The sequence below is a fragment of the Streptomyces tsukubensis genome (genome assembly GCF_003932715.1).
Taxonomy (GTDB): Bacteria; Actinomycetota; Actinomycetes; order Streptomycetales; family Streptomycetaceae; genus Streptomyces; species Streptomyces tsukubensis.
Genome location: NZ_CP020700.1, coordinates 33,055 through 59,629, shown reverse-complemented (window position 1 = coordinate 59,629; position 26,575 = coordinate 33,055). Strand labels below are relative to the sequence as shown.

The following is a 26,575-nucleotide window of genomic DNA, read 5'->3' as shown; positions in this document are numbered from 1 at the left end:
GATCCTCCCCGACGGAACTGCCGATTTGGAGACTCAATGATCCCGTTGTCGTTCGCGCAGCGCCGGCTGTGGTTCGTGGACCGGTTCGAAGGCCCCTCCGCCACCTACAACGGCGCCTTCGCCCTGCGGCTGACCGGTGAGCTGAGCGTGAGTGCGCTGGAGTCCGCGCTCCGCGATCTCCTGGACAGGCACGAGATCCTGCGCACGGTGATCGTCGAGGACGACGACGGCGTTCCCCACCAGCAGGTCCTGCCCGCCGGCCGGGCAGGGTTCGCCCTGCCGGTCGTCGCGGCCACGACGGAGCAGGAGCGGACGGCGGCGGTCGGCGACCTCGCCACCCGCACCTTCGACCTCGCCGCCGACATCCCCCTCCGCGCCACGCTGGTGCGATCCGGCCCCCGGGACCACACCCTGGTGCTGGTGCTGCACCACATCGCCGTGGACGGGGAGTCCTTCGGCCCGCTCTTCCGCGACCTCCACACCGCCTACACCGCCCGGACCGGCGGGGGAGCCCCGGCATGGGAGCCGCTGCCCGTGCAGTACGCGGACTACACCCTGTGGCAGCGCGACGTCCTGGGCGAGGAGTCCGACCCCGAAAGCCTCGCGGCCCGGCAGCTGGAGTACTGGCGCCGGACCCTGGCCGGCCTGCCGCAGCCGCTGGCCCTGCCCACCGACCGCCCCCGCCCCAAGACGACGGGCCACCACGGCGACACCGTCCCCTTCACCCTCGGCGCCGGCCTGCTGCACCAGGTCGGGGAGCTGGCCGCCCGCGCCGACACCACCGTCTCCATGGTCATGCACTCCGCCCTCGGAGTCCTCCTGCACCACCTCGGCAGCGGCGACGACATCCCCATCGGCGCACCGATCGCCGGCCGCACCGACGACGAACTGCGCGACCTCGTCGGATTCTTCGTCAACACCTGGGTACTCCGCGTCGACCTGTCCGGCACCCCGACCTTCCACCAGCTACTGCAGCGGGTACGGGAGCGGGCCCTCGCCGCCTACGACCACCAGGACATGCCCTTCGAACGGCTGGTGGAACTCCTCAACCCCGAACGGTCCACCGCCTACCACCCGTTCTTCCAGGTGATGCTCGCCTGGCAGGAGGCCGTACCGGAGACGGAGTTCCCCGGCCTCGATGTCCGGGTCGACAAACTCGACACCGGGACCGCCAAGTTCGACCTGTTCTTCAATCTGATCCCCACCGGCTCCGGCGGCGCGGACTGCCGCCTGGAGTACGCCACCGACCTGTTCGACCGCTCCACCGCCGAAGACCTCGCCCGCCGCTTCGTCCGGGTACTGGACCGGCTCACCGCCGACCCCGGCCGCCCGGTCGGCCGCATCGACGTCCTCGACACCCCCGAACGGGACCGGCTCCTCACCCGCTTCAACGACACCGCCACGACCGTCCCCGCCCTGACGGTCCCCCGGCTCTTCGAGGACCAGGCGGCCCGGACCCCCGACGCACCGGCCGTCGTCTGCGACGACCGCACCCTGACCTACCGGGAACTCGACGAACGCGCCGACCGGCTCGCCCGGGAACTCGTCCGCCGCGGCGCCGGACCGGAAGACCTGGTGGCCCTCGCACTGCCCCGCACCGAGAACCTCGCCGTCGGCCTCCTCGGCATCCTCAAATCCGGCGCCGCCTATCTGCCGATGGACCCGCAGCACCACAGCGGACGGTCCCACCAGGTACTCGCCGAAGCAGCCCCCCGGTTCGCGGTCACCGACACCCGCACCGGACGCGACCTGCCGCAGCACGGCATCTCGACCGTCAACCTCGACCTCCCGTACGGGCCCGACACCCCCGACGGCACCGGCCGGACCGCCCCGCCGGACCCCGACAACCTCGCCTACGTCATGTACACCTCCGGCTCCACGGGCACCCCCAAGGGCGCGGCCATCACCCACCGCAGCGTCGTCAACGGCATCCGGCAACTCGTCCGCACCCTGGACCCCCCGCCCGGCTGGCGGATCCTGGCCGGCACCTCCGTCAACTTCGACGTCTCCGTCTTCGAACTGCTCTCCGCCCTCTCCACCGGCGGCACCGTCGACCTGGTCCCCGACGCACTGGTCCTGGGCGAACGCGACCGCTGGGACGGCCAGGTCATCAGCGCGGTCCCCTCCGTCCTGGGCGAACTGGTCGAACACCTGCCGAAAACCCATGGCGTCACCACCGTCGTCTTCGCCGGCGACATCCTCCCCACCCGCCTGGTCCGCCAGGTCCGCGAAGCCCTGCCCGGCGTACGGATCGTCAACTCCTACGGACAGAGCGAAAGCTTCTACGCCACCGCCTCCTGCCTCCCGCCCGCCCCGGAACCCGCCGAGGGCGACATCGCCCCCATCGGCACCCCCCTGGGCAATATGCGCGCCTACGTCCTGGGCCCCTCACTCACCCCCGTACCGCAGGGCGTGATCGGCGAACTGTACGTCGCCGGCACCTGCCTGGGCCGCGGCTACCACGCCCGCCCCGGCATGACCGCGGAACGCTACATCGCCAACCCCTTCGAACCGGCGGGGGAGCGGATGTACCGTACGGGCGATCTGGCCCGCTGGAACACCCACGGCGAACTGGAATGCCTCGGCCGGAGCGACGGCCAGGTCAAGGTACGCGGCTTCCGCATCGACCCCGCCGAGGTCCAGGCCGTGTGCGAGCTCTACCCCGGCATCCGCGAAGCCGTCGTCATCAGCCGCAAGGCCCCCCTGGGCGGCGGACACCGGCTCGTCGCCTACGTCGTCCACGAAGGCGACGGAGCCGTCCCCGACGACGGAGCCGGCGGCGTCGGCGACGTCAACACCATGGCCGGAGCATCGGCCGCCGAACTGCGCAGATTCGTCGCCGGACGGCTGCCCGACTACATGGTCCCCGCAGCCTTCGTCACCGTCGGCCGCATGCCGCTGGGACCGACCGGCAAACTCGACCGCTCCGCCCTGCCGGAACCCGAATTCACCGGCGAGGCCTACCGCAAGCCCCGTACCGACACCGAAGCGGTCATCGTCGCCGCCTACATCGACGTCCTCGGGGTGGAACGCGTCGGCATCGACGACGACTTCTTCGCCGTCGGCGGCGACAGCCTGCGCTCCATCCAGGTCGTCGCCCGGGCCCGGGCCCGGGGACTGAAACTGACCACCCGGGAGATCTTCGAATGCCGCACCGCGGCCCGGCTGGCCGAGGCGGCCGACGCCCGCCCCGACCTCACCCCCGCCCTCGCCGAAGACGCCGACGGCGGCATCGGCCCCATGCCGCTCCAGCCGGTCGCCCGCCACATCTTCCGGCACGGCGGCCGCATCGACCGGTTCGCCATGGCCATGGCCCTGGAACTGCCCCGGGACATCGACCGGGCCGGGCTGACCGCCACCCTGGACGCCGTACTCGACCGGCACGACCTGCTGCGCGCCCGGCTGGTCCCCGGCGCCCCCGGCGACGACCCCCACCTGGACATCCGCCCGCCCGGCACCGTCCGGGCCGCCGACCACCTCCACCGCATCCCCTGCGACGGCCGCTGGGACGAGACCGCACAGGACACCGCCCTCGACAACGCCCGCACGGAACTCGACGAGGCCGCCGGACGCCTCGACCCGCACGCCGGGACCATGGCCCAGTTCGTCTGGTACGCCGCCGACTCCGGCACCGGCAGACTGCTCGTCGTCCTCCACCACCTGGTCGTCGACGGCGTCTCCTGGCGGATCCTCATGTCCGACCTCGCCGAGGCCTGGCAGCAGATCCGCACCGGCACCACCCCCGCACTGCCCCCCACCGGCACCTCCGCCCGCCGCTGGGCCCAGGCCCTGCAGGCCGACGCCCTCACCCCGCAGAGGGAAGCCGAACTGCCCTACTGGCGCTCCCTGCTCACCACCCCGAACCCCCCACTGGGCAGCCGCCTCCCCGACCCCGCCGTCGACACCATGTCCACCGTCGACACCGTACGGATCCAGCTCCCCGCCGACACCACCGACGCCCTGCTGACCACCCTGCCCGCGGCCTACCGCAGCACCCCCACCGACGTCCTGCTCGCCGCACTCGCCCTCGCCGTCAACCAGTGGCAGGGCACCGACCGTCCGCTCCTGGTCCGCCTCGAAGGGCACGGCCGCGAAGAGGACCTCGCCCCCGGCGCCGACCTCTCCCGCACCGTCGGCTGGTTCACCAGCATGCACCCCGCCCGCATCGACGTGCGCACCACCGGCCCCGCCTGCCCGGCCACCGGCGCCCCCACCGCCGCAACCGCGATCAAACAGGTCAAGGAACAGCTCCGCGGCATCCCCGGCAAGGGCATCGGCTACGGACTGCTGCGCCACCTCAACCCCCGCACGGCCACGGAACTCGCCCCCCACCCCGAACCGCAGATCGGATTCAACTACCTCGGCCGGATCTCCGGCACCGACGTCCCCGAACACCTGCGCGCACAGGGCTGGGGCCCCGCCCCCTGGTCCGCCGAGCTGATCCCCGCCCTCGACCCGGACCTGCCCGCACTGTCCGCACTGGAAGTCAACTCCGTCGCCACCGACACCCCCGACGGCACCCGGCTCACCACCGCCTTCATGTTCCCCACCGGAATCCTCACCCGCCCGCAGGTCACCGAGCTCGCCCGGATCTGGACCGAGACCCTGCACACCATGGCCGCACACGCCGCCCACCCCCGGGCCGGCGGACTCACCCCCTCCGACGCGCCGCTCACCACCGTCCGCCAGGACGAGATCGAAGCCTGGGAGACCCGCTACGGCCCCCTGACCGAGATCTGGCCCCAAGCCCCGGGACAGTCCGGCATCCAGTTCCAGGCGGCGATCGCCGAGGACTCCTACGACGTCTACCACATGCAACTCGTGCTCCACCTCTCCGGGACCATCGACCCCGACCGGATGCGGGCCGCCGGACAGGCCCTCCTGGAGCGCTACCCCAACCTGCGCGCCGCCTTCCACCACGCGGCCGGCGGCGACCCCGTCCAGATCGTCCCCGAGCACGTCACCCTGCCCTGGCGGCACACCGACGTGACCGGCCGGGACGAGACCGCACAGGACACCGCACTCGACACCTTCCTCGGCGAGGACCGGGCCGCCCGGCTCGACCCCACCCGCCCCCCGCTGTTCCGCCTGGGCCTGCTCACCTGCGGCCCCGACCGGGCCAAACTGATCATCACCGCCCACCACACCGTCTTCGACGGCTGGTCCTCACCCCTGGTCATCAGGGACCTGATCCGCCTCTACGCAGGCACCGGCGACCTCCCCCCGGTCCGCAGCTACGGCGACTACCTGACCTGGCTGTCCACCCACGACCAGCAGGCCTCCGCCGCCCGCTGGACCGCCGAGCTCACCGGCTTCGACCAGCCCACCCTCGTGGCCCCCGACACCACGGCCCGACAGGGCGCGTCCGCCATCGGAAAGGTCGAAGTACCCCTGTCCATCGACAAGGGACGCGAACTCGCCCGCCGCGCCGCCGAACTCGGCATCACCCTCAACACCCTCCTCCAGGGCGCCTGGGCCATCCTGCTGTCCAAGCTCACCGGACGGCGCGACGTGGTGTTCGGCGCCGCCGTCAACGGCCGCCCCGCCGACCTGCCCGGATCCGACGACATGGTCGGCCTCTTCATCAACACCCTCCCCATCAGGGTGTTCTGGCAGCCCGGCGACACCCTCGCCGATATCGTCACCCGCCTCCAGGACCGGCAGACCGCCCTCCTGGACCACCACCACTACGGCCTCGCCGACATCCAGCGCGCCAGCGGACTGCCCGCCCTCTTCGACACCTTCATCGGCTTCGAGAACTACCCCATGGACCGCGAGGGCATCGCCGACGCCCACACCTCCGCCGGGCTCACCATCGACGCCATCCGGCCCATCGCCGGCGCACACTACGCCCTCGCCCTCGCCGCAGCCGACCCCTATCTGCGGCTCTCCCTCGACTACCGGAAAGACCTCTACACCCTCCACGAGGCCGAAGCCGTCGGCGCCCGCCTCGTACGGATCCTGGACCGGATCCTCGCCGACCCCCACGCACCCGCCGCCACCATCGACGTCCTCTCCCCGGCCGAGCGCGACCACCTCCTGCACACCGTCAACGACACCGCCCACCCGCTGCCCGACAGCACCCTGCCCGACGCCTTCGAGGCCCAGGCCGAACGCACCCCCCACCGCACCGCCGTCATCGGCGAGGACGAAACCCTCACCTACCGCGAGTTCAACCGGCGCGCCAACCGGCTCGCCCACTGGCTCACCGAACAGGGCGCCGGACCCGACCGGCCCGTCGCCGTCCGCATCCCCCGCTCGGTCGACCTGATGGTCGCCGCCTTCGCCGTCACCAAAGCAGGCGCCGCCTATCTGCCCGTCGACCCCGAACTGCCCCCCGACCGGGTACGGCACATGCTCGACACCGCCCGCCCCCTGCTCACCCTCGACCAGACCCTGCCCGACGTCTCCGGCCGGCCCGACACCAACCCGCGGCGCACCCTGCTGCCCGACCACACCGCGTACATCATCCACACCTCGGGCTCCACCGGCGGCCCCAAAGGCGTCCTGGTCTCCCACCGCTCCATCATGAACCGCATCGAATGGGGCCTCGACCACTTCGCCGTCACCGCCGACGACCGCATCCTCTTCAGCACCGCACCCGGCTTCGACGCCTCGATACCGGAGATGTTCGCACCCCTGCAGACCGGGGCCGCCGTGGTCCTCGCCCACCCCGACGGCCGCCGCGACCCCGCCTACCTCGCCGGCCTCATCCAGCGCGAACAGGTCACCGGCGCCGTCTTCGTCTCCTCCCAGCTGGCCGCCTTCACCGACGAACCCGCCGCCCGCCACTGCACCAGCCTGCGCTGGGCCGAAGTCGGCGCCGAACCCTTCCCCGCCGCCCTCGCCAACCGGTTCGCCGAACTGCTGCCGAACTGCACCGTCCACAACCTCTACGGCCCCACCGAGGCCACCGTCGAAGTCACCACCTGGCAGCACACGCCCGGAGCAGCCGAACTCCCCATCGGCACACCCCTGCGCAACACCCGGGTCTACGTCCTGGACACGGCACTGCGCCCCGTCCCACCCGGCATCCCCGGCGAGCTCTACATCGCCGGCACCCCCCTGGCCAGGGGCTACCTCCGACAGCCCGCACTGACCGCCCACCGGTTCACCGCCTGCCCCTACGGCGAACCCGGCACCCGGATGTACCGCACCGGCGACCTGGCGCGCTGGGACGGCCACGGCCGCCTCGAATACCTCGACCGCACCGACTTCCAGGTCAAGATCCGCGGCCGCCGTATCGAGCTCGGCGAAATCGAGACCGCCCTGACCGCCCAACCCGGCATCGGCACCGCCGTCGCCGTCGTACGCGAAGACCGCGCCGGCGACCAGCGGCTCCTCGCCTACGTGGTACCCCAACCCGGCACCGGCCCGGCCGACCCCGCCGGCCTCACCGCCCTGCTCCAGGAACAACTGCCCCCCTACATGGTCCCCTCCGCGATCGTGCCGCTGGACCGGCTCCCCACCACCCTGACCGGAAAACTCGACCGGGCCGCCCTCCCCGCACCCGACTACGCCGAGGCCACCGCCGGACGCGGCCCGCGCAACGACAGGGAGAAAGCCCTGTGCCGGCTCTTCGCCGAACTCCTCGGCGTCGACTCCGTCGGCATCGACACCGGCTTCTTCGACCTCGGAGGACACTCCCTGCTGGCCACCCGCCTCACCGGCCGCATCCGCAGCGAACTCGGCCTCGACGTGAAAGTCACCACGGTCTTCACCCACCCCACGGTCGCCCAACTGGCCGACCGGATCGGCGAACAGGCCGCCCCCGCCCGGCCCCGGCTGCGCCGGATGACCGTTGAGGAGAACCTCCGATGATCCCCCTGTCCTACGCCCAGAGCCGGATGTGGTTCCTCCACCGGCTGGAAGGCCCCTCCGCCACCTACAACGGCCCGCTCGTACTGCGCCTGGAAGGCCCGCTGGACACCGCGGCCCTGGCCGCCGCCGTCCGCGACGTCGTCACCCGGCACGAGAGCCTGCGCACCCTGATCGCGGAGAACGAGGACGGCACCCCCGAGCAGCGGATCCTGCCCCCCGGCGAGGCCACCGTCCCGGTCCGGCTCGTGGACGTGGTCCCGGACGCGGCCGACGCCACCCTGCACGCCGCCGCCTGCGAACCGTTCGACCTGGAGACCGAGCTCCCGCTGCGGGCCACCGTCCTGCGCCTCACCGAGCAGGAGCACATCCTGGCCCTCGTGTTCCACCACATCGCCGCCGACGGAGCGTCGATGGGACCCTTCCTGCGCGACCTGGTGACGGCCTACACCGCCCGCCGCGAACAGCGGGCACCCGACCCGACCCCGCTGCCGGTGCAGTACAAGGACTACACCCTGTGGCAGCGGCAGCTCCTGGGGGACGCGGCCGACCCGGACAGCATCACCGCGATCCAGCGCGGCTACTGGCAGCGCGAACTGGCCGGCGTACCGCAGCCGGTGCGGCTGCCGCTGGACCGGCCGCGGCCCCCGGTCTCCGGCCACCGCGGCGGCCACGTCGACTTCACCCTGGAACCCGACCTCTTCACCGGCATCGGGAAGCTCGCCGCCGGCAGCGGCGCCACCGCACCCATGGTCGCCCAGGCCGTACTCGCCGTGGTCCTGCACCACTTCGGCGCCGGCCACGACCTCACCATCGGCAGCCCCATCGAAGGACGCCCCGACGAACAGCTCGACGAACTGATCGGGTTCTTCGTCAACACCTGGGTGCTCCGCGTCGACCTGTCGGGAAACCCGTCCTTCGGCGAACTGCTGGAACAGGTCCGCCTCAGGGCCCTGGCCGCCTACGACCACCAGGACCTCCCCTTCGAGCGCCTGGTGGAACTGCTGGCACCGGAGCGCTCCACCGCCTACCCGCCGCTGTTCCAGACCATGCTGGCCTGGCAGTTCCCCTGGTCCGGAATCGACCTGCCGGACCTGAAGGTCACCCCCCTCCCGCTGGGCACCGGCACCGCCAAGTTCGACCTGTTCTTCAACTTCGTCCCCGACCCCGTCCAGGGCGCCCACGGGCGGCTGGAGTACGCGGCGGAACTCTTCGACCACTCCACCGCCGAACGCCTCGTCGACTGCTATCTGCGGATCCTGCGGCAGGTCGTCGCCGACCCCGGCACCCGGCTGGCCGAGGCGGACGCCCTCACCCCCGCCGAACGGGACCGGCTGACGGAGCTCAACGACACGGCCGAAGCCCTCCCGGCCGCCACCGTCCCCGAACTGGTCACCGCCCAGGCCCGGCGCACCCCCCGGGCAACCGCCGTGGTCTGCGGAACCACCTCACTGACCTACCGGGAACTCGACCTGCGCGCCGGCCGGCTCGCCGCAGCACTGCGCGACCACGGCGTCGGACCGGACACCCCCGTGGCCGTGGCACTGCCCCGGTCGGCGGACCTGGCCGTGGCCCTCCTCGGCGTCCTCAAGGCCGGCGGCGCCTACCTCCCCCTCGACCCCGCCTTCCCCGCCGCCCGCACCGCCCTCCTCCTCGAAACCGCCCGGCCCCTGCTCGTCCTCACCGACCGCGCCACCGACCCCACCGCGGCCGGCAGCGGACCGCCGGTCCTCCACCTCGACGACCTCGACCTCGACACCGACGGCCGCCCCGCCCCCGAAGCCCGCAGCCGCCCGGACCACCTGGCCTACGTGATGTTCACCTCCGGATCGACCGGAACCCCCAAGGGCGTCGCCGTCACCCACGCCGCCGTGGTCAACGGCGTACGGGACCTGCGCCGGGTGACCCGGGTCGGGCCGGACTCGACGATGCTCGCCGCGACCTCCGTCAACTTCGACGTCTCCGTGTTCGAGATCTTCACCGCGCTCACCGCCGGAGCACGCGTCGAAATCGTCCGGGACGTCCTCGAACTCGCCGAACGCGGCGGCTGGTCGGGCACCACCCTCAGCGCCGTACCGGCAGTCTTCTCCACCCTCCTCGACCTGCTCACCGCCGACAGCCCCGGAGGATCCGGCGCCCCCCGGCTCGACGTCGAAACCGTGATCCTCGCCGGCGAGGCACTCCCCGCCGACCTGGCCCGCAGGATCCGGCAGACGCTCCCCGGAGTACGGGTCGTCAACGCCTACGGACAGACCGAGAGCTTCTACGCCACCACCTTCACCCTCCCCGAGCCGTGGACCGGCACCGGCGCCGTGCCCATCGGCCGGCCGCTCGCCAATATGCGCGCCCATGTCCTGGGCCCCGGGCTGGCGCCCGTCGCGCCCGGCGCGACCGGGGAACTGTACGTCGCAGGCCTCCTCGCCCGCGGCTACCACCACCAGGGCCCGGGGACCGCCGAACGCTTCGTGGCCTGCCCCTTCGGACCGCCCGGCACCCGGATGTACCGCACCGGCGACCTGGCCCGCCGGGACGCCGACGGCCGGCTCGTCTACCAGGGGCGCGCCGACGGCCAGGTCAAGATCAACGGCATCCGCATCGAGCCCACCGAAATCGAAGCGGTCCTCGCCCGGCATCCCGCGGTCGGCCGGGCAGCGGTCACCGTCCGCGCGGACCGCACCGGCACCCCGCGGCTCGTCGGCTACGTCGCACCGGCCACCGGCCCCGACGACTCCACCGGCACCGGCACCGGTGACAGTGCGGGTGCGGGGCTGTCGGTGGCGGAGCTGCGGCGGTTCGCCGCCGAACAGCTGCCGGACTACATGATCCCCGCCCATCTCGCCGTCCTCGACCGGCTGCCGCTGACCCCGAGCGGAAAACCGGACCGCGCCGCACTGCCCGCCCCCGAGTTCACCGGCCCCGCCCACCGGGCGCCGCGCACCGAGGCCGAGCGGATCCTGACCGAGGTCTTCGCCGACGTCCTGGGCACCGAAACCCTCGGCATCGACGACGACTTCTTCACCTCCGGCGGAGACAGCATCCGCTCCATCCAGGTCGTCGCCCGCGCCAGGACCCGCGGCGTCACCGTCACCACCCGCGAGGTGTTCGAACACCGCACGGCCGCCCGGCTCGCGGAACTCGCCGCCCAGCGGGCCGAAACCGGACGCGTCACCCTGGCCGAACTGCCGGGCGGCGCAGTCGGCTGGGCCCCGCTGCCGCCCACCGCCGCCCACTTCCTCACCCTCGGCGGCGGCATCGACCGGCTCAGCATGTCCGCCATGCTGACCCTGCCCCACGACACCGGCCGCACCGCCCTGCTCGCCACCCTCCAGGCCGTACTGGACCGGCACGACGTCCTGCGCTCCCGCCTCGACCGGGTCAACCCCGGCCTGGTGATGCAGCCGCCCGGCAGCCTGCAGGCCGCCGTCCTGCTGCGGCAGACCCCCTACAACCCCACCACCGTGTACGCCGAACTCGACGCCGCCGCCGACCGGCTCGACCCGGCCGCGGGCGTGATGGCCCAGTTCGTCTGGTTCACCCCCCGGACACCCGGCGACCCGGGCCGGCTGATGATCGTGCTCCACCACCTGGTCGTCGACGGCGTGTCCTGGCGCATCCTCCTCCCGGACCTGGCCGCGGCCTGGCAGCAGGCCCGCGACGGCCTGCCCCCGCGGCCCGCCCCCACCGGCACCTCGCTGCGGCGCTGGGCCCACGCCCTCGCCGAAGAAGCAGCCACCCCGGCCCGCGAGGCGGAACTGCCCCTGTGGCAGAACACCCTGGCCGCAGACGACCCGCTGCTCGGCAGCCGGGAAGTGGATCCCGCACGCGACACCACCGCCACCGTGGACACCGTCCGCATCAAGATCCCCGCCGACGTCACCACCACCCTCCTCACCGCACTGCCCGCGGTGTTCAACGGCGGCGTCGACGACGGACTCCTCACCGGCCTCGCCCTCGCCCTCGCCCGCTGGCGCGAGACCCGGTCCGCCCCCGGCACCACGGCACTCGTCCGCCTCGAAGGACACGGCCGCACCGAACACCTGGTGCCCGGCGCCGACCTGTCGGACACGGTCGGCTGGTTCACCGCGATGTACCCGGTCCGCCTGGACATCACCGGCATCGACCTCGCCGACGCCTTCGCCGGCGGCCCGGCCGCGGGACGAGCCGTCAAAGCCGTCAAGGAACAGCTGCGGGCGATACCGGACCACGGCATCGGCTACGGACTGCTGCGCCACCTCAACCCCGCCACCGGCCCCGCCCTGGCCGGGCTGCGCAGTCCCCGTATCGGCTTCAACTACCTCGGCAAGTACTCCGGCACCGACATCCCCGCCGAACTGCGCGGACTGGGCTGGGCCCTGGACACCACCCACCAGGACCTGATGGCCGCACCGGACCAGGACCTTCCGGTGCTCTCGGCCCTGGAGATCAGCGCGGTGGCCGCCGACACCGCCGACGGCGAGGAGCTGACCGCCTACTTCGCCTTCGCCACCGGCGTGCTCTCCCGCGCCGAAGCCGGCGAAATCGCCGCCTTGTGGGCCGAGGCACTGACCGCCCTGGCCCGGCACACCACCACCCCCGGCGCCGGCGGACTGACCCCCGGCGACGCCCCCCTCGTCGACGTGCACCAGGACGAGATCGACACCTGGGAGGCCCGCTTCGGCAAGCTGGCCCGGATCTGGCCCGCGACCCCCGCCCAGTCGGGGATCGCCTTCCAGGCAAGCCTGGCCGGGGCATCGTTCGACCCGTACCACATGCAACTCGTCTTCCATCTCACCGGCGAGGCCGACCCGGAGCGCATGCGCCGCGCCGGACAGGCCCTGCTGGACCGCTACCCCGTCCTGCGCGCCGGATTCGTCAGCCGGGCGGACGGCGCCACGGTCCAGGTGGTACCGGAAGCGGTGACCCTGCCCTGGCGGCACCTCGACCTCACCGCCGCCGGCCCGGCCGCGCGGACCGAGGCCTTCGAGGAGTTCCTCGAACAGGACCGCACCACCTACTTCGACACCGACAGCCCCCCGCTGATCCGGATGGCCCTCGCCGCCCTCGAACCGGGCCGCACCGAACTCGTCCTGACCGCCCACCACGTCCTCTACGACGGCTGGTCGGCCCCCCTGCTCCTGCAGGACCTGCTGCTGCTCTACGCCTCCGGCGGCGATCCCGCCGGGCTGCCCGCCCCCCGCGACTACGGCGACTTCCTCACCTGGCTCACCGGCCGCGACGAGGCGGAATCCGCCCGGGCCTGGGCCGCGGAACTCGACGGATTCCGTGAGCCCACCCTCCTCGCGCCCGGTTTCGCCGCCGCCGACGACGAAGGCCACGGCCAGGTCGACCTCACCATCCCGCCCGACGTCGCCCGGCGCCTGACCCGACTGACGGCCGACCTGGGCATCACCATGAACACCCTGGTCCAGGCGGCCTGGGGACTGCTGCTTGCCGAACTCACCGGCCGCCGGGACGTCGTCTTCGGCGCCACCGTCTCCGGCCGGCCGCCCGCCGTCACCGGCATCGAGTCCATGGTCGGCATGCTCATCAACACCGTCCCCGTCCGGGTCGCCCAGAACCCCGCCGAAACCCTCGCCGGCCTCCTCAGCCGCCTCCAGCACCGGCAGAGCGAACTCGCCGAACACCACCACCACGGCCTCACCGAGATCCAGCGCACCGCCGGCCTGAAAACCCTCTTCGACACCCTCGTCGTCTTCGAATCGTTCCCCGTCGACGACGACGGCCTCAGCGCCGCCGCCTCCACCGAGGGCGGCATCGGCTACGACGGCTTCCGCCCCTCCGCCGGAAACCACTACCCCCTGTGCCTGATGGCCGCCGCGGGCCCCGACCTCGAAGGCATCATCCAGTACGCGCCCGGAGCCTTCGACCGGGACACCGTCGAGACGTACGCGGCCCGCCTCGTCCGCCTCCTCACCCGGATCGCCACCACCCCCGACCTGCCCACCGCACGGATCCACTCCCTCACCGACGCCGAACGCGACCGGATGCTGACCGCCCTCAACGACACCACCGCCACCTCGGGACCGGCCCGCCGCACCACCCTCACCGAACTCTTCGAAGCCCAGGCCGCCGCCACCCCCCACGCCCCGGCCGTCGTCGCCGGCGACGAGACACTCACCTACGCCGAACTCGACGCCCGCGCCGAACACCTCGCCACCGCACTCGCCCGGCGCGGAGCAGGCCCCGAAACCGTCATCGGCCTGGTCCTGCCGCGCACCGCGGACACCGTCGCCGCCCTCCTGGCCGTCCTCAAGACCGGCGCCGCCTATCTGCCCGTCGACCCGGCCTACGCCGCCGCCCGCCTCCCGCACATCCTCCCCACCGCCCGCCCCCACCTGCTCCTCACCGACACCGCCCACCACACCCTCGTCCCGCCCACCGACATCCCCCTCGTCCTCCTCGGCGACCTCACCCCGGACCCGGCCGCCACCGGCCCCGCAGCAACCACCACGGCACGGCGCCGGGCCCGCCCCGACAACCTCGCCTACGTCATCTACACCTCCGGCTCCACCGGAGTACCCAAAGGCGCCGGCGTCACCCACACCACCATCGTCAACGCCGTCGACACCATGGTCGCCCAGGCCGCGGCCGAGCCCGGCCGGCGCGTCCTGCTCGCCACCTCCTTCGGCTTCGACGTCGCCGCCTTCGAACTCTTCGCCGCCCTCACCCGGGGCGGCAGCGTCGAAATCGTCCGCGACATCCTCGCCCTGACCGAACGCGACAGCTGGGACATCGACCTCGTCTGCTCCGTACCGTCGGCCTTCGCCGAACTCGTCGACCAGCTCGGCGACCGCATCACCCCCACGGCACTCAACATGGCCGGAGAGGCACTCACCCCGGCCCTGGCCCGGCGGATCCGCGAACTCTGGCCCGAGGCCCGGGTCACCAACGGCTACGGCCCCAGCGAAACCTTCTACGCCACCGCCCACCTCCTCGACCCCCACCGGCCCTACCCCGACGGCGTCCCCATCGGCCGCCCCTTCCCCGGCGTCCGTGCCTACGTCCTCGGCCCCCACCTGAACCTGCTGCCCTGGGGCACCCCCGGCGAGCTCTATCTGGCCGGAGCCGGCCGCGGCTACCACAACCAGCCCGCCATGACCGCCGAACGCTTCGTCCCCGACCCCTACGGCCTCCCCGGCGCCCGGATGTACCGCACCGGCGACATCGCCCGCCTCACCCCGGACGGCGAACTCCTCCACCTGGGCCGCACCGACACCCAGGTCAAGATCCGCGGCTACCGCGTCGAACCCGGCGAGATCGAAGCCGCCCTCACCTCCCATCCCCGCATCGCCCGGGCCGCCGTCGTGGTCCAGCACCACGGCGACACCACCCCCGGCCTCGTCGCCTACCTCGTCCCCGAACCCGGCACGGACGCCCCGCCCCCCGGCGAAGTCCGCTCCCACCTGACCGGCAGGCTCCCCGACTACATGATCCCCACCGCCTGCGTCCCGCTCGACCGGCTCCCGCTGACCCCCAACGGCAAACTCGACCTCAAGGCCCTGCCCGCCGCCGACCTCACCCCCACCACCGCCTTCCGCGCCCCCCGCACCCCGCGCGAGGAGACCCTGGCCACCCTCTTCGCCGAGGTCCTCGGCCTGGAAAAGGTCGGCGTCGACGACGGCTTCTTCGAACTCGGCGGACACTCCCTGCTCGCCACCCGGCTGATCAACCGCGCCCGTCTCGACCTCGGCATCGAGATCCCCATCCGCACCGTCTTCGACCTGCCCACGGTATCGGCGCTCGCCGCATGGACGGAGGACACCGCTGTACCCCTTCGCCCCCGACTCCGCAGGATGATCACAGAGGAGCAGAACCAGTGATTCCGCTTTCGTTCGCACAGCGCCGCATGTGGCTGACGCACCAACTGGAAGACGGGGCCCAGACCTACAACATGTCCCCGGCGTTCCGGCTGACCGGCGTACTGGACCGGACCGCTCTCACCGCAGCCATCGGTGATCTCGTCGACCGGCACGAGATCCTGCGCACCACATATGTGACGGACGACCAGGACGAGCCCTACCAGCAGATCCTCTCCCCCGAAGCGGCCCGGGTGCAGGTGCCGGTGGTCGAGGTGGCGCCCGACGGTCTGCCGGGCGCGGTCGACGCATTCATCACCCACCGCTTCGACCTGGCGGCGGAGATCCCCCTCCGGGCAGCCCTCTTCCGCTGCTCACCCGAAGACCACCTCCTGGTCCTGCTCATCCACCACATCGCCTCGGACGGCGTCTCGGGCGGGCTGATCGCCCGGGACATCGCCACCGCCTACACCGCCCGCACCGCCGGCCGGACCCCGCAGTGGCACCCGCTGTCCGTGCAGTACAAGGACTACGCACTGTGGCAGCGCGAACTCCTCGGCGATGTGAACGACCCCGGCAGTCTGGCCGCGGCACAGGCCGACTACTGGCGCAAGGAACTGGCCGGAGTGCCGCAGCCGCTGAGTCTGCCGCTGGACCGTCCGCGGCCCGCGCAACGCAGCTCGCAGGGCGGCATGGTCGCCTTCGGGGCGGAACCGGACGTGGGGGCCGGGCTGCAGAAGCTGGCCGATGAGTACGGCATGACCCTGGCCATGGTCGTGCAGGCGGCGCTGGCCGTGCTGCTGAGCAAACTCGGCGGCGGGGACGACGTGCCGATCGGCGGACCGATCGCCGGGCGGACGGACGACGCACTGGCCGAGCTGGTCGGGTTCTTCGTCAACACACAGGTGCTGCGGGTCGATCTCGCCGGGGACCCGCCGTTCACCCGCCTGCTCGCACAGGTGCGGGAGAAGACACTGGCGGCCTACGAGCACCAGGACGTGCCCTTCGAGACACTGGTCGAGCTGATCAACCCCGACCGCTCCGCGGCGTACCAGCCGCTGTTCCAGGTGATGCTCGCCTGGCACAACTGGGAACGAGGGAACTTCGAGCTCCCCGGGCTGGAGGTGAAGTTCGAACAGCACACCACCTCCACAGCCATGTTCGATCTCTTCTTCAGCATGGCAGTGGACGAGTCGGGGGCGCTGCAGTGCGACCTCCAGTACGCGACCGAGCTGTTCGACCGGGACACGGCCGAGGCCGTCGCCGCCCGGTTCGTGCGGGTGCTGGAGCAGGTGGCCGCCGACCCCGAGATCCTGATCAGCTCCGTCGAGGTGCTGTCGGCGGAGGAGCGCGACCGGCTGGTGAGGGGTGTCAACGACACCGGGCAGCCGCTCCCCGCCACAACGCTGCCGGGCGCTTTCGAAGCCCAGGTCGACCGCGACCCCGACCGCCCCGCACTGATCGCCGACGGAGCGACGCTGACGTACGGCGAGTTCAACCGGCGCGCCAACCGACTGGCGCACTGGCTGGTGGAGCAGGGAGTGGGCCCCGAGCGGCTGGTGGCGGTGCGTATCCCGCGCTCCGTGGATCTGATGGTGGCGCTGTACGCGGTGGTCAAGGCGGGCGGAGCCTATCTGCCGGTCGACACCGAGCTGCCCGATGACCGGGTGCGGCAGTTGCTGGAGAGCGCGGACCCCCTGCTGGTCCTCGACGGGACACTTCCGGACCTGTCCGGCTATCCGCAGGACAATCCGCGGCGGACGCTGTTGCCGGACCATGCCGCGTACGTCATCTACACCTCCGGTTCCACCGGCGGACCCAAGGGAGTGCAGGTCTCCCACCGGTCGATCATGAACCGGCTGGCGTGGGGGCTGGCGCACTTCGAGGTGGGCGCCGACGACCGGGTGCTGCTGAGCACATCGGCGAGTTTCGATGTGTCGGTCCCGGAGCTGTTCGCGCCGTTGCAGGTGGGTGCCGCCGTGGTCATCGCCGCTCCGGACGCGCGCCGGGAACCTGCCCGGCTGGCCGAGCTGATCCGGCGGGAACAGGTGACCGGAGCGGACTTCGTCCCCTCCTTGCTGGAGGCGTTCGTCGCCGAGCCGGCCGCGAAGGACTGCACCAGCCTGCGCTGGATGGAGGTCGCGGGCGAGGCATTCCCGCCGGAGCTGGCCAACAGGACCGCCGGCCTGCTGCCCGGCTGCGGTGTGCACAACCTCTACGGGCCGACCGAGGCGTCGGTTGAGGTCACAGCCTGGCAGCACGTGCCCGGTGCGGACCGGGTGCCGATCGGCGCGCCGGTGTGGAACACGCAGGTGTACGTGCTGGATGCGTTCCTGCGCCCGGTGGCGCCCGGAACGGCCGGTGAGCTGTACCTGGCCGGTGCCGGGCTCGCCAGGGGATATCTGGGACAGACCGCGCTGACCGCGCACCGGTTCGTGGCATGCCCCTTCGGCGCACCCGGGACCCGGATGTACCGCACCGGGGACATCGTGCGGTGGAACAAGGACGACCAGGTCGAGTACCTCGGGCGGGCGGACTTCCAGGTGAAGGTCCGGGGCTTCCGCATCGAGCTGGAAGAGATCGAGAACGTACTGACCGGGCATCCCGGGGTGGCCCAGGCCGTCGTCGTGGCGCGGGAGAAACAGCCGGGCGACAACCGGCTCGTGGGGTACGTGGTGCCCGATCCGGGTGCCGCGGCGGCGGAAACCGGCGATCAGGTGGACGAGTGGCGCCAGGTGTACGACGAGACCTACGCCGACTCCGGCGACACGGAATGGGGCGAGGACTTCGAACCGTGGACGTCGTCGTACGACGGGGAGCCCATCCCGCAGGAACAGATGGCGGAGTGGCGGGACGCGGCGGTTGCGCAGGTCATGCAGTTCGCACCGCGCAGGGTGCTGGAGATCGGTGTGGGATCCGGCCTGCTCCTCGCGAAGATCGTCGGCGAGGTGGAGGAGTACTGGGGCACCGACATCTCGCCCACGGTCGTGGACCGGGTCCGCACCCAGGCCGATCAGGCCGGCTGGGCCGACCGGGTACGGCTGACCGCCCAGGCGGCCGACGATGTGTCGGGGCTGCCCCGGGGCGGGTTCGACACCGTGGTGCTCAACTCCGTGGTGCAGTACTTCCCGAGCGCCGAGTACCTCGACCACGTGCTGGACCGGGCGATGGAACTCCTCGCGCCGGGCGGCCGCCTGATCGTCGGTGACGTCCGCAACGCCGCGACGCTCCGACTGCTGCTGACCGCGGGGAAGCGCACGGCGCGGCCCTACGCCACCCACGAGGAGATACGGGCGCTGGTGGAGCAGGCGCTCCTCGCCGAGCGGGAGCTGGTGGTCGCACCGGAATGGTTCGCCGAGTGGGCACAGGAGCGCTCCGTCGGGGTCGACATCCGGCTGAAGGCGGGGCAGACGCACAATGAGCTCACCCGACACCGCTACGAGGTCGTCCTCCACAAGGATCCTGAACGCGTACTGGACCTGACCGGTGTGCCCGCAGTGCCGTGGGACCGGGACACGACCGGTCCGGACGGCCTGAGGGGCCTGGTGGAGCGGGCGGGCGGCCCGGTACGGGTGACCGGAATACCGAACGCGCGACTGGCGGCGGAGGCCGCAGGGGTCACCGGCAGGGACACCCGCTCCGGCAAGACCCTCGACCCGGAAGACCTTGCCGCCCTGGCACGGCAACAGGGCCTGGACGCCGTCCTCACCTGGTCGGGCCGGGCCGTCCACGCTTTTGACGCGATCCTCCTGCCCGCCTTGCGGAGCCCCCGGCGCACCGTCTGCGGAGGCTTCGTTCCCGGACCCGGTGCCGGGCGCACCCGGGCGAACACCCCGGCTCTGGCCACGTCGATCGGCCCGCTCCTGGCCGAACTGCCCGGGTATCTGCGCGGACGTCTTCCGGACTACATGGTCCCCGCGGTCATCGTGCCGCTGTCAGAGCTTCCGTTGACCCCGGCGGGCAAGCTCGACCGGCGTGCACTGCCGGTCGAGCAGACGGCCGCCGCGCGTGGCGGAGGACCGCGCAACTCCCACGAAGAGATGCTCTGCTCCTTCTTCGGTGAGCTGCTCGGCGTGGAGAAGGTCGGTATCGACGACGACTTCTTCGCGCTCGGTGGCCATTCGCTTCTGGCCACCCGGCTCAGCGCGAGAATCCGCAAGCACTTCAACCTCGACATGCCCCTGAGGACGATCGTCCAGTTCCCCACCGTTGCCGAGCTCGCCGCGCTGGTGCTCACCGGCAGTGCACCCGGCGACCACGGTGACGCGTTCGAGGTCCTTCTGCCACTGAACCGCGATCCCGGTACGGGGAAGCCACCGGTGTGGTTCTTCCACGGCGGCGGAGGCTTCGGCTGGGCCTACTTCACCTTCGCGCCCCACCTGGACCGGCCTGCCTACTGCCTCCAGTCCCGTGGCTTCAACGGCACGGACCCACTGGCGGAATCGGTGGAGGACATGGTCGAGGACTACCTCAACCGGATAATCGAGATCCAGCCCGAAGGGCCCTTCAGCCTGATCGGCTGGTCCTACGGCGGCCCGCTGGCGCACGCCGTCGCGGAGGCGCTCGACCGCCGCGGGCACGAAGTCGCCCTCCTGGCCGTACTGGACTCCCAGCCGGCGTGTGCCGGCAGCGGATTCAGGCTGCCGGAGGTAGCCGGCCGGACGAAGGAGCTCTACCGCGGAGACATCGAAGGAGTCTTCGGCCAGTTCATGAACACCGAGAAAATGGACGCCTTCCTGGACAGGATTTCGAGGGTGGGCTCCAGCAACCTCAACAAAATGGCCCTGTTCGAATCACCGGTCTTCCGCGGTGACCTGCTGTTCTTCAATGCAACGAAGGACAAGGAGAAATCGTGGGGCCCCGACTGGCGGGCGTTCGTCCTCGGTTCGCTCGAAGAGCACGACGTGGACGCCACACACCACGACCTGCACATGCCGGAATCGGTGCGACACATCATGAAGATCATCACCCGGAAGCTGGCGGCGTGACCGCCCGGCGGCGGCGTACGGACGACAGGAGGCGGACGACGTGAAGGAATCGGGCAACTCCGCGAAGGACGGGGTCCCGGACACGCTGCTGTGCCTGCCGTTCGCAGGCGCGGGACCGTCGTTCTTCCACCCGTGGCGGAGACTGTCCGCCGGCCGGTGGCGGATCGTCCCGGTCGAGCTGCCGGGGAGGGAACGGCGGATTCTGGAGACACCGTACCGGAACGTCGCAGAAGCGGTTGAGAATTCGGTCGACGACATCGTCGCGGACCTCGGCGACCGGGCGCGGACCATGATATTCGGACACAGCCTGGGCGCGGTCCTCGCCTACGAACTGGCACCCCTGCTGAGCGCCCGCGGCATACATGTGGAGCGGCTGTTCGTCAGCGGTTCACCCGGCCCGTGGACACAGCGGGAGAGACGGGCCACCGGACTTTCGGGCGACGAGTTTCTCGCCCGGGTCGAGGAGTTCGCAGGCTTCAGGCACGAGGCCCTGGACCATCCTGAGATGCGCGAGCTCATCCTCCCCACCCTGCAGGCCGATTGCGAAATGCACGAGAACTACCTTCCGAGCACCGGAGAACCGTTGCAAGTCCCGATCTGCTCGATCCGCGGCGACTCCGACGGCCTGGTCGGACCGGATCAGGCAAGGGAATGGAAGAAGGCAACGACGGAAGAGTTCAGCTATACAGAATTCCCCGGTGATCACATGTATCTGGTGGATTGCGCCCAGGAAATTCTCCACCTGATCGAGAGGGAATCCACCGGCAAACGCCCGGGCCCTGCGCCGGACTGATGCCGCGCCCGAACCGTCGCACACAGCCGGCCGCCAGGCTGCGCAGACGAACCGCCGGCCTGCCGGACCCCCGGCCCGGACGCCGGGCAGGGAGCGCTCACGCATCCCGGGCGCCGGGCATCCCGGGGCCCGGGACGGCTCCCCGGACCGACCGCGGCCCCGACACCGGGTCGCGCACACCGCCCGGCGCATTCCCCCGGGGCGGCGGCGACGGCCCCGCCCCCCACCCCCGACCGCAGCGTGTTCCGGGGGCACCGAACCAGCGACACTCCGGAAGGCGACCGCGATGAGCCCTGCCCGCCGCGCAACGAGACCCCCCGCCCACCCGGGCGGGGGAGTGGTCCTGCGCCCCGGGGACCTCCACCCCGGCGTCGCGGACCCGGTGATGGACACGATGAACTTCCTCAACGAAATCACCCTGGACCATCCCGAAGCGATCTCCTTCGCCCCGGGACGGCCGTACGAGGAACTCTTCGACACCGAGGAGGTCTTCACCCACCTCCGCCGCTACCTCGACCACCTCACCGACCAGGGACACACCCCCGCCCGCATCCGCAGCACCCTGTTCCAGTACGGCCCCTCCGCCGGACTGATCCGCGAACTCGTCGCCGACTCGCTCCGCGCCGACGAAGGCATCGACGTCCCGGCCGAATCCGTCGTCATCACCGTCGGCTGCCAGGAAGCGATGTTCCTGGCCCTGCGCGCCCTCATCACCGGCCCCGACGACGTCCTGATGGTCTCCAGCCCCTGCTACGTGGGAATCGCCGGAGCCGCACGGCTCCTGGACACCGAACCCGTCGCCGTCAGGGAACGGCAGGACGGACTGGACTGCGCCGACCTGGAGGCCGCCGTCCTCGAACAGCGCCGCCGCGGCCGCAGACCCCGCGCCCTGTACACCATCCCCGACCACTCCAACCCCTCCGGCACCACCATGCCGCTGGAGACCCGGCACGAACTGCTGGCCCTGGCCGCCCGGCTCGACCTCCTCGTCCTGGAGGACAGCCCCTACCGGCTGGTCAGCCCCGGCCCCCGACTGCCAACGCTCAAAGCCATCGACCGCGACCGGCGCGTCATCCACCTGGGCTCCTACGCCAAATCCCTCTTCCCCGGCGCCCGCGTGGGCTACGCCGTCGCCGACCAGACGGTCCTGCGGGCCGACGGCACCACCGGACTGCTCGCCACCGAACTCGCCAAGATCAAAAGCATGGTCACCGTGAACACCTCCCCCCTCAGCCAGGCGGTCGTCGCGGGCGCCCTGCTGGCCGCCGGCGGCCGGCTCACCGAACACAGCAAACAGGCCGCCGCCCACTACGGAAACACCCTGCGGCACACCCTGCGGACCCTGGAACACGCCTTCCCCGCCGAACGCCGCACCCGGCTCCGGGTGAGCTGGAACGCACCCGCCGGGGGCTTCTTCCTGACCCTGAACGTGCCCTTCCGCGCCGACGACGACGCACTGGGCCGGTCCGCCCGCGACTTCGGAGTCATCTGGACCCCGATGTCCTACTTCCATCCGGAGGGCGGAGGTGATCACACCATCCGGCTGTCGGCCAGCTACCTCACCCACGACGACGTGGAAGAGGGACTCCGACGGCTGTCCGACTTCGTGGAGTCCGAAGTTGCCGCGGCATAACCCCGCCGCTGAGCCCGGCCGAGTGCGCACCCCCTGGAGGTGGCGTGTGGAAATACAGTCCATAGATCACATCGAGTTCTTCGCCGAGAACGCGGAAGAAGCAGCCCTCGGGCTGCGCGACCTGTTCGGCTTCACCCTCGCCGGCCGCGGCGGAGCCCGTACGGGACTCCAGGGCTGCGAGTCGGTGCTGCTGCGCCAGCACGACATCACCCTGCTGGTCACCTCGGCCACCAGCGCCGGCCACCGCGCCGCCGAGTACGTGGAGCGGCACGGGGACGGCGTCGGCGTGATCGGCCTGCGCGTCGACGACGCCCAGGCCGCGTTCGCCCAGGCCGTCGAGCGGGGAGCCGCCCCCGTCGCCCCGCCCGAGATCCTCGGCCCCCCGGGAGCCCGGACCGTGTTCGCCTCGGTGAGCGGCTTCGGCGACGTGGAACACCGCTTCGTCTCCCGGGAACGGCCCGGCGGCCCCTTCGCCCCGCTCATCGAGGAGACCGCCCGGACCCGCCCCGCCCCCGGGCTGTTCACCGCGATCGACCACCTCGCCGTCTGCGTGCCCGCCGGCACCCTCAAGGAGACCGTCCACACCTACGAGAACGTCTTCGGCCTCCACCAGATCTACGAGGAGCAGATCGTCGTCGGCTCCCAGGCCATGGACTCCACCGTCGTCCAGAGCGACTCCGGCCGGCTCACCCTCACCCTCATCGAACCCGACATCACCCGCGCCCCCGGCCAGATCGACCGGTTCATCGCCACCCACGACGGCGCCGGAGTCCAGCACATCGCCTTCCTGACCGGCGACATCCTGACCGCCGTACCCCGCAGCGCCGAGCGGGGCGTACGGTTTTTGACCACACCGTCCGGCTACTACGACCGGCTGGGACCACGCCTCGGCCCGATCGGCGTCCCGGTGGAGGAACTGCGCGGACTCGGCGTCCTCGCCGACCGCGACCACACCGGCGTCATGCTCCAGATCTTCACCGAATCACAGCACCGCCGGGGCACCCTCTTCTACGAACTGATCGACCGCCGGGGCGCCCACACCTTCGGCAGCAACAACATCAAGGCCCTCTACGAGGCCGTGGACCGCCGGCAGACCAGCAAACCGGCCGGCCATGCCTGACACACCCCCCGCAGCCCGCCCCGCACACCACCCCCCGCCTCCGGCCACCGGGCCCGACCCGCTGAGACTGACCCTCGCCGACTTCGCGGAAGCCGCGAGATCCCGCCTCGAACCCGCCGTATGGGACTTCTTTGAAGGCGGCGCGGGCGAGGAACGGACCCTCGCGGCCAACACCGAGGCCTTCGAACGGCTGCTGCTGCGGCCACGGGTCCTGCGCGGCACGGCCGCCACCCCCGACACCACCGCCACCGTCCTGGGCCGCTCCTGGGACGCCCCGGTGGCGATCGCCCCGCTGGGCTACCAGACCCTCGCCCACCCCCTGGGCGAACTCGCCACCGTCCAGGGCACCGCGGCAGCCGCCCGCATACCGGTCGTGATCAGCACCTTCGCCGGGCGCGACCTCGGAGAACTCGCCACCGCCGGCGGCGGCCCCCTCTGGCTCCAGGTCTACTGCCTGCGCGACCGCTCGACCACCCGGCGCCTCATCGAGCGCGCGGAGGAAACCGGCTTCGAAGCACTCGTCCTGACCGTCGACACCCCCCATATGGGACGCCGGCTGCGGGACCTGCGCAACGGCTTCCGCCTCCCCGACGGAATCGCCCCCGCCAACCTCGGCGGACACGACTTCGCGGTACCGGCCGCACACGCCAGGGCCGAATTCGCCCCCGCACTCGACTGGACGGTCGTGGACTGGCTTCGCTCGGTCAGCGCGCTGCCGCTCCTGCTCAAGGGCATCCTCACCGACAGCGACGCGGTACGCGCCGTCCGCGCGGGGGCGGACGGCATCATCGTGTCCAACCACGGCGGGCGGCAGCTCGACGGCGTGCCCGCCACCGTCGACGTCCTGCCGGAGATCGTGACGGCGGTGGCCGGGCGCATCCCCGTCCTCCTCGACGGGGGAGTACGCCGCGGCCGGGACGTCCTGGCCGCGCTCGCCCTCGGCGCCGACGCGGTCCTCGTCGGCCGCCCGGTCCTGCACGGCCTCGCCGCCGACGGCAGCCGGGGAGTGACGGACGTACTGAACATCCTGCTCGCCGAACTCACCGACACCATGGCCCTCGCGGGCCTGGGCACCCTCGCCGACACCGGCCCCGGACTCGTCCGCCCCGCCACCGCACCCGGCACACCGGCCCTCTCGGCCCCGCACCGGTAACCCCGCGGCCGCGGGCGCCCCGGTCCACGGGGCCCGGGCGCCCGCAGCCCCGGGGGGCGTACCCCCGCCCACCGATCCGGCCCGATCCGGAAGAAATTCCCTAGCGGTGCCGCCACCCGCCGTTGTGCAGGGCCGTCATCAGCACCTCGCGCCGGTCCCCGGGCACACTGAGCCGGACCAGACCGCCCGGCCGCCCCGCCGCATGCTCCAGGCGGACGTCCTCCACATCGGCACCGGCACGGGAGGCATCGGTGAAGAGCCGGGCCAGTTCCCCCGGCCGGCCGCCGATCACGACCGTCACCTCCTCGTACCGCTTCGGCACGGCACCGGGCCCGGCCGGGATCCTGGCCCGCCCCGCCCGGCCGCGCCGCAGCAGATCCCCCACCACCCGCGCACCACTGCTGCGCTTGTCCTCGTCGGCGGCCCCCATGGCCCGCAGCCCCGCCACGGCGTCCTCCAACCCCTCCGACAGCTCTTCGAGCAGATCGGCCACCACCAGCGCATTCGCACCGAGCACATCGACCCACAGATCCGGATCCCCGGCCGCGGTACGGGTCAGATCGCGCACGCCCGGACCCGCCAGGCTCACCATGCGCTCCTCGCCCCGTTCCAGCAGGGCGGCGACCAGACTCGCCATCAGATGCGGGGCGTGCGAGACGAGGCCGACCGCCCGGTCGTGGGCGTCGGCCTCCATCAGGACGGGCACCGCCCCGCATATCGCCACGAGTTCGAGGGCGGCGTTCAACGTGTCGGTACGGGTGTCGGCCGTCGGGGTCAGCACCCAGTTGCAGCGGTCGAAGAGATCCGCCCGCGCGGCGAGCGGCCCGCTGCGCTCACTGCCCGCCATCGGATGCCCGCCGACGTAGCGGGCGCTGTCGCAGGCCAGCGCGGCGGCCTCCTGCTGCGGCCTGGCCCGGACACTGGCGACATCGGTGTAGTGCCGCGCCGCGCCCTCGCCCTGCAGGCGTACCAGGACACCGGGCACCAGCGCCGGCGGGACGGCCACCACGGCCAGGTCGACGGCGCCCGGCGGGTCCGCCGCGGTGCCGGCGCCGAGACAGGACGCGATCTTGGCCGCGGCCGGGTCCGCATCCCTCAGATACACCCTCACCCCGTGGGCCCGCAGGGCCAGCCCGACCGAGGTTCCCACCACACCGGTGCCGACCACCAGGGCGTCTTTCAGCGAGAGCATGTCCACTCCTGGGCCGGCAACGGAGCGGATGCTGCGGACGCACCCGGGCGCTGCTCGATGTACCGATGGCGCCTGCCAACGG

At 72.1% G+C, this 26,575-nt stretch carries 8 protein-coding genes; 7 read left to right on the top strand and 1 reads right to left on the bottom strand.

All coding sequences use genetic code 11. The features are described from left to right. Positions 1 to 36 precede the first annotated feature (36 nt). The 7 genes from B7R87_RS00145 (at position 37) to B7R87_RS00115 (ending at position 25,301) form a co-directional block, all read left to right on the top strand. Complete coding sequence (locus B7R87_RS00145) at positions 37 to 7,821, top strand: non-ribosomal peptide synthetase (protein ID WP_006344612.1); 7,785 nt, start codon at positions 37 to 39, stop codon at positions 7,819 to 7,821. Further along, positions 7,818 to 15,638 carry a non-ribosomal peptide synthetase gene (locus tag B7R87_RS00140; RefSeq protein WP_006344611.1) on the top strand — a complete coding sequence of 2,607 codons (7,821 nt, stop codon included), beginning with the start codon at positions 7,818 to 7,820 and terminating at the stop codon, positions 15,636 to 15,638. Before B7R87_RS00145 ends, B7R87_RS00140 begins: the two co-directional genes overlap by 4 nt. Next, positions 15,635 to 20,602 carry a non-ribosomal peptide synthetase gene (locus tag B7R87_RS00135; protein ID WP_006344610.1) on the top strand — a complete coding sequence of 1,656 codons (4,968 nt, stop codon included), beginning with the start codon at positions 15,635 to 15,637 and terminating at the stop codon, positions 20,600 to 20,602. The genes B7R87_RS00140 and B7R87_RS00135 overlap by 4 nt, the downstream gene beginning before the upstream one ends. A gap of 40 nt (positions 20,603 to 20,642) precedes the next feature. Next, complete coding sequence (locus tag B7R87_RS00130; RefSeq protein WP_006344609.1) at positions 20,643 to 21,395, top strand: thioesterase II family protein; 753 nt, start codon at positions 20,643 to 20,645, stop codon at positions 21,393 to 21,395. A 286-nt stretch (positions 21,396 to 21,681) separates the two neighbouring features. Next, on the top strand, positions 21,682 to 23,028 hold the full coding sequence (locus B7R87_RS00125; RefSeq protein ID WP_045852696.1) for an aminotransferase-like domain-containing protein: 1,347 nt from the start codon (positions 21,682 to 21,684) through the stop codon (positions 23,026 to 23,028). Between the two features lie 46 nt (positions 23,029 to 23,074). Continuing rightward, positions 23,075 to 24,148 (top strand): 4-hydroxyphenylpyruvate dioxygenase, encoded by a 1,074-nt coding sequence (gene hppD, locus B7R87_RS00120; RefSeq protein ID WP_006344607.1) that lies wholly within the window; start codon positions 23,075 to 23,077, stop codon positions 24,146 to 24,148. Beyond that, positions 24,141 to 25,301 carry an alpha-hydroxy acid oxidase gene (locus tag B7R87_RS00115; RefSeq protein WP_006344606.1) on the top strand — a complete coding sequence of 387 codons (1,161 nt, stop codon included), beginning with the start codon at positions 24,141 to 24,143 and terminating at the stop codon, positions 25,299 to 25,301. The genes hppD and B7R87_RS00115 overlap by 8 nt, the downstream gene beginning before the upstream one ends. A 100-nt stretch (positions 25,302 to 25,401) precedes the next feature. On the opposite strand, the gene B7R87_RS00110 is transcribed toward B7R87_RS00115, so the two are convergent. Further along, the gene (locus tag B7R87_RS00110) at positions 25,402 to 26,484 is read right to left on the bottom strand and encodes a prephenate dehydrogenase (RefSeq protein WP_040912648.1); all 1,083 of its coding nucleotides are present in this window, start codon (positions 26,482 to 26,484) and stop codon (positions 25,402 to 25,404) included. Positions 26,485 to 26,575: the final 91 nt, after the last annotated feature.

Coding starts and splice junctions, on each gene's coding strand:
- B7R87_RS00145 (WP_006344612.1), top strand. CDS start 37: ATGATCCCGTTGTCGTTCGCGCAGCGCCGGCTGTGGTTCGTGGACCGG.
- B7R87_RS00140 (WP_006344611.1), top strand. CDS start 7,818: ATGATCCCCCTGTCCTACGCCCAGAGCCGGATGTGGTTCCTCCACCGG.
- B7R87_RS00125 (WP_045852696.1), top strand. CDS start 21,682: ATGAGCCCTGCCCGCCGCGCAACGAGACCCCCCGCCCACCCGGGCGGG.
- B7R87_RS00115 (WP_006344606.1), top strand. CDS start 24,141: ATGCCTGACACACCCCCCGCAGCCCGCCCCGCACACCACCCCCCGCCT.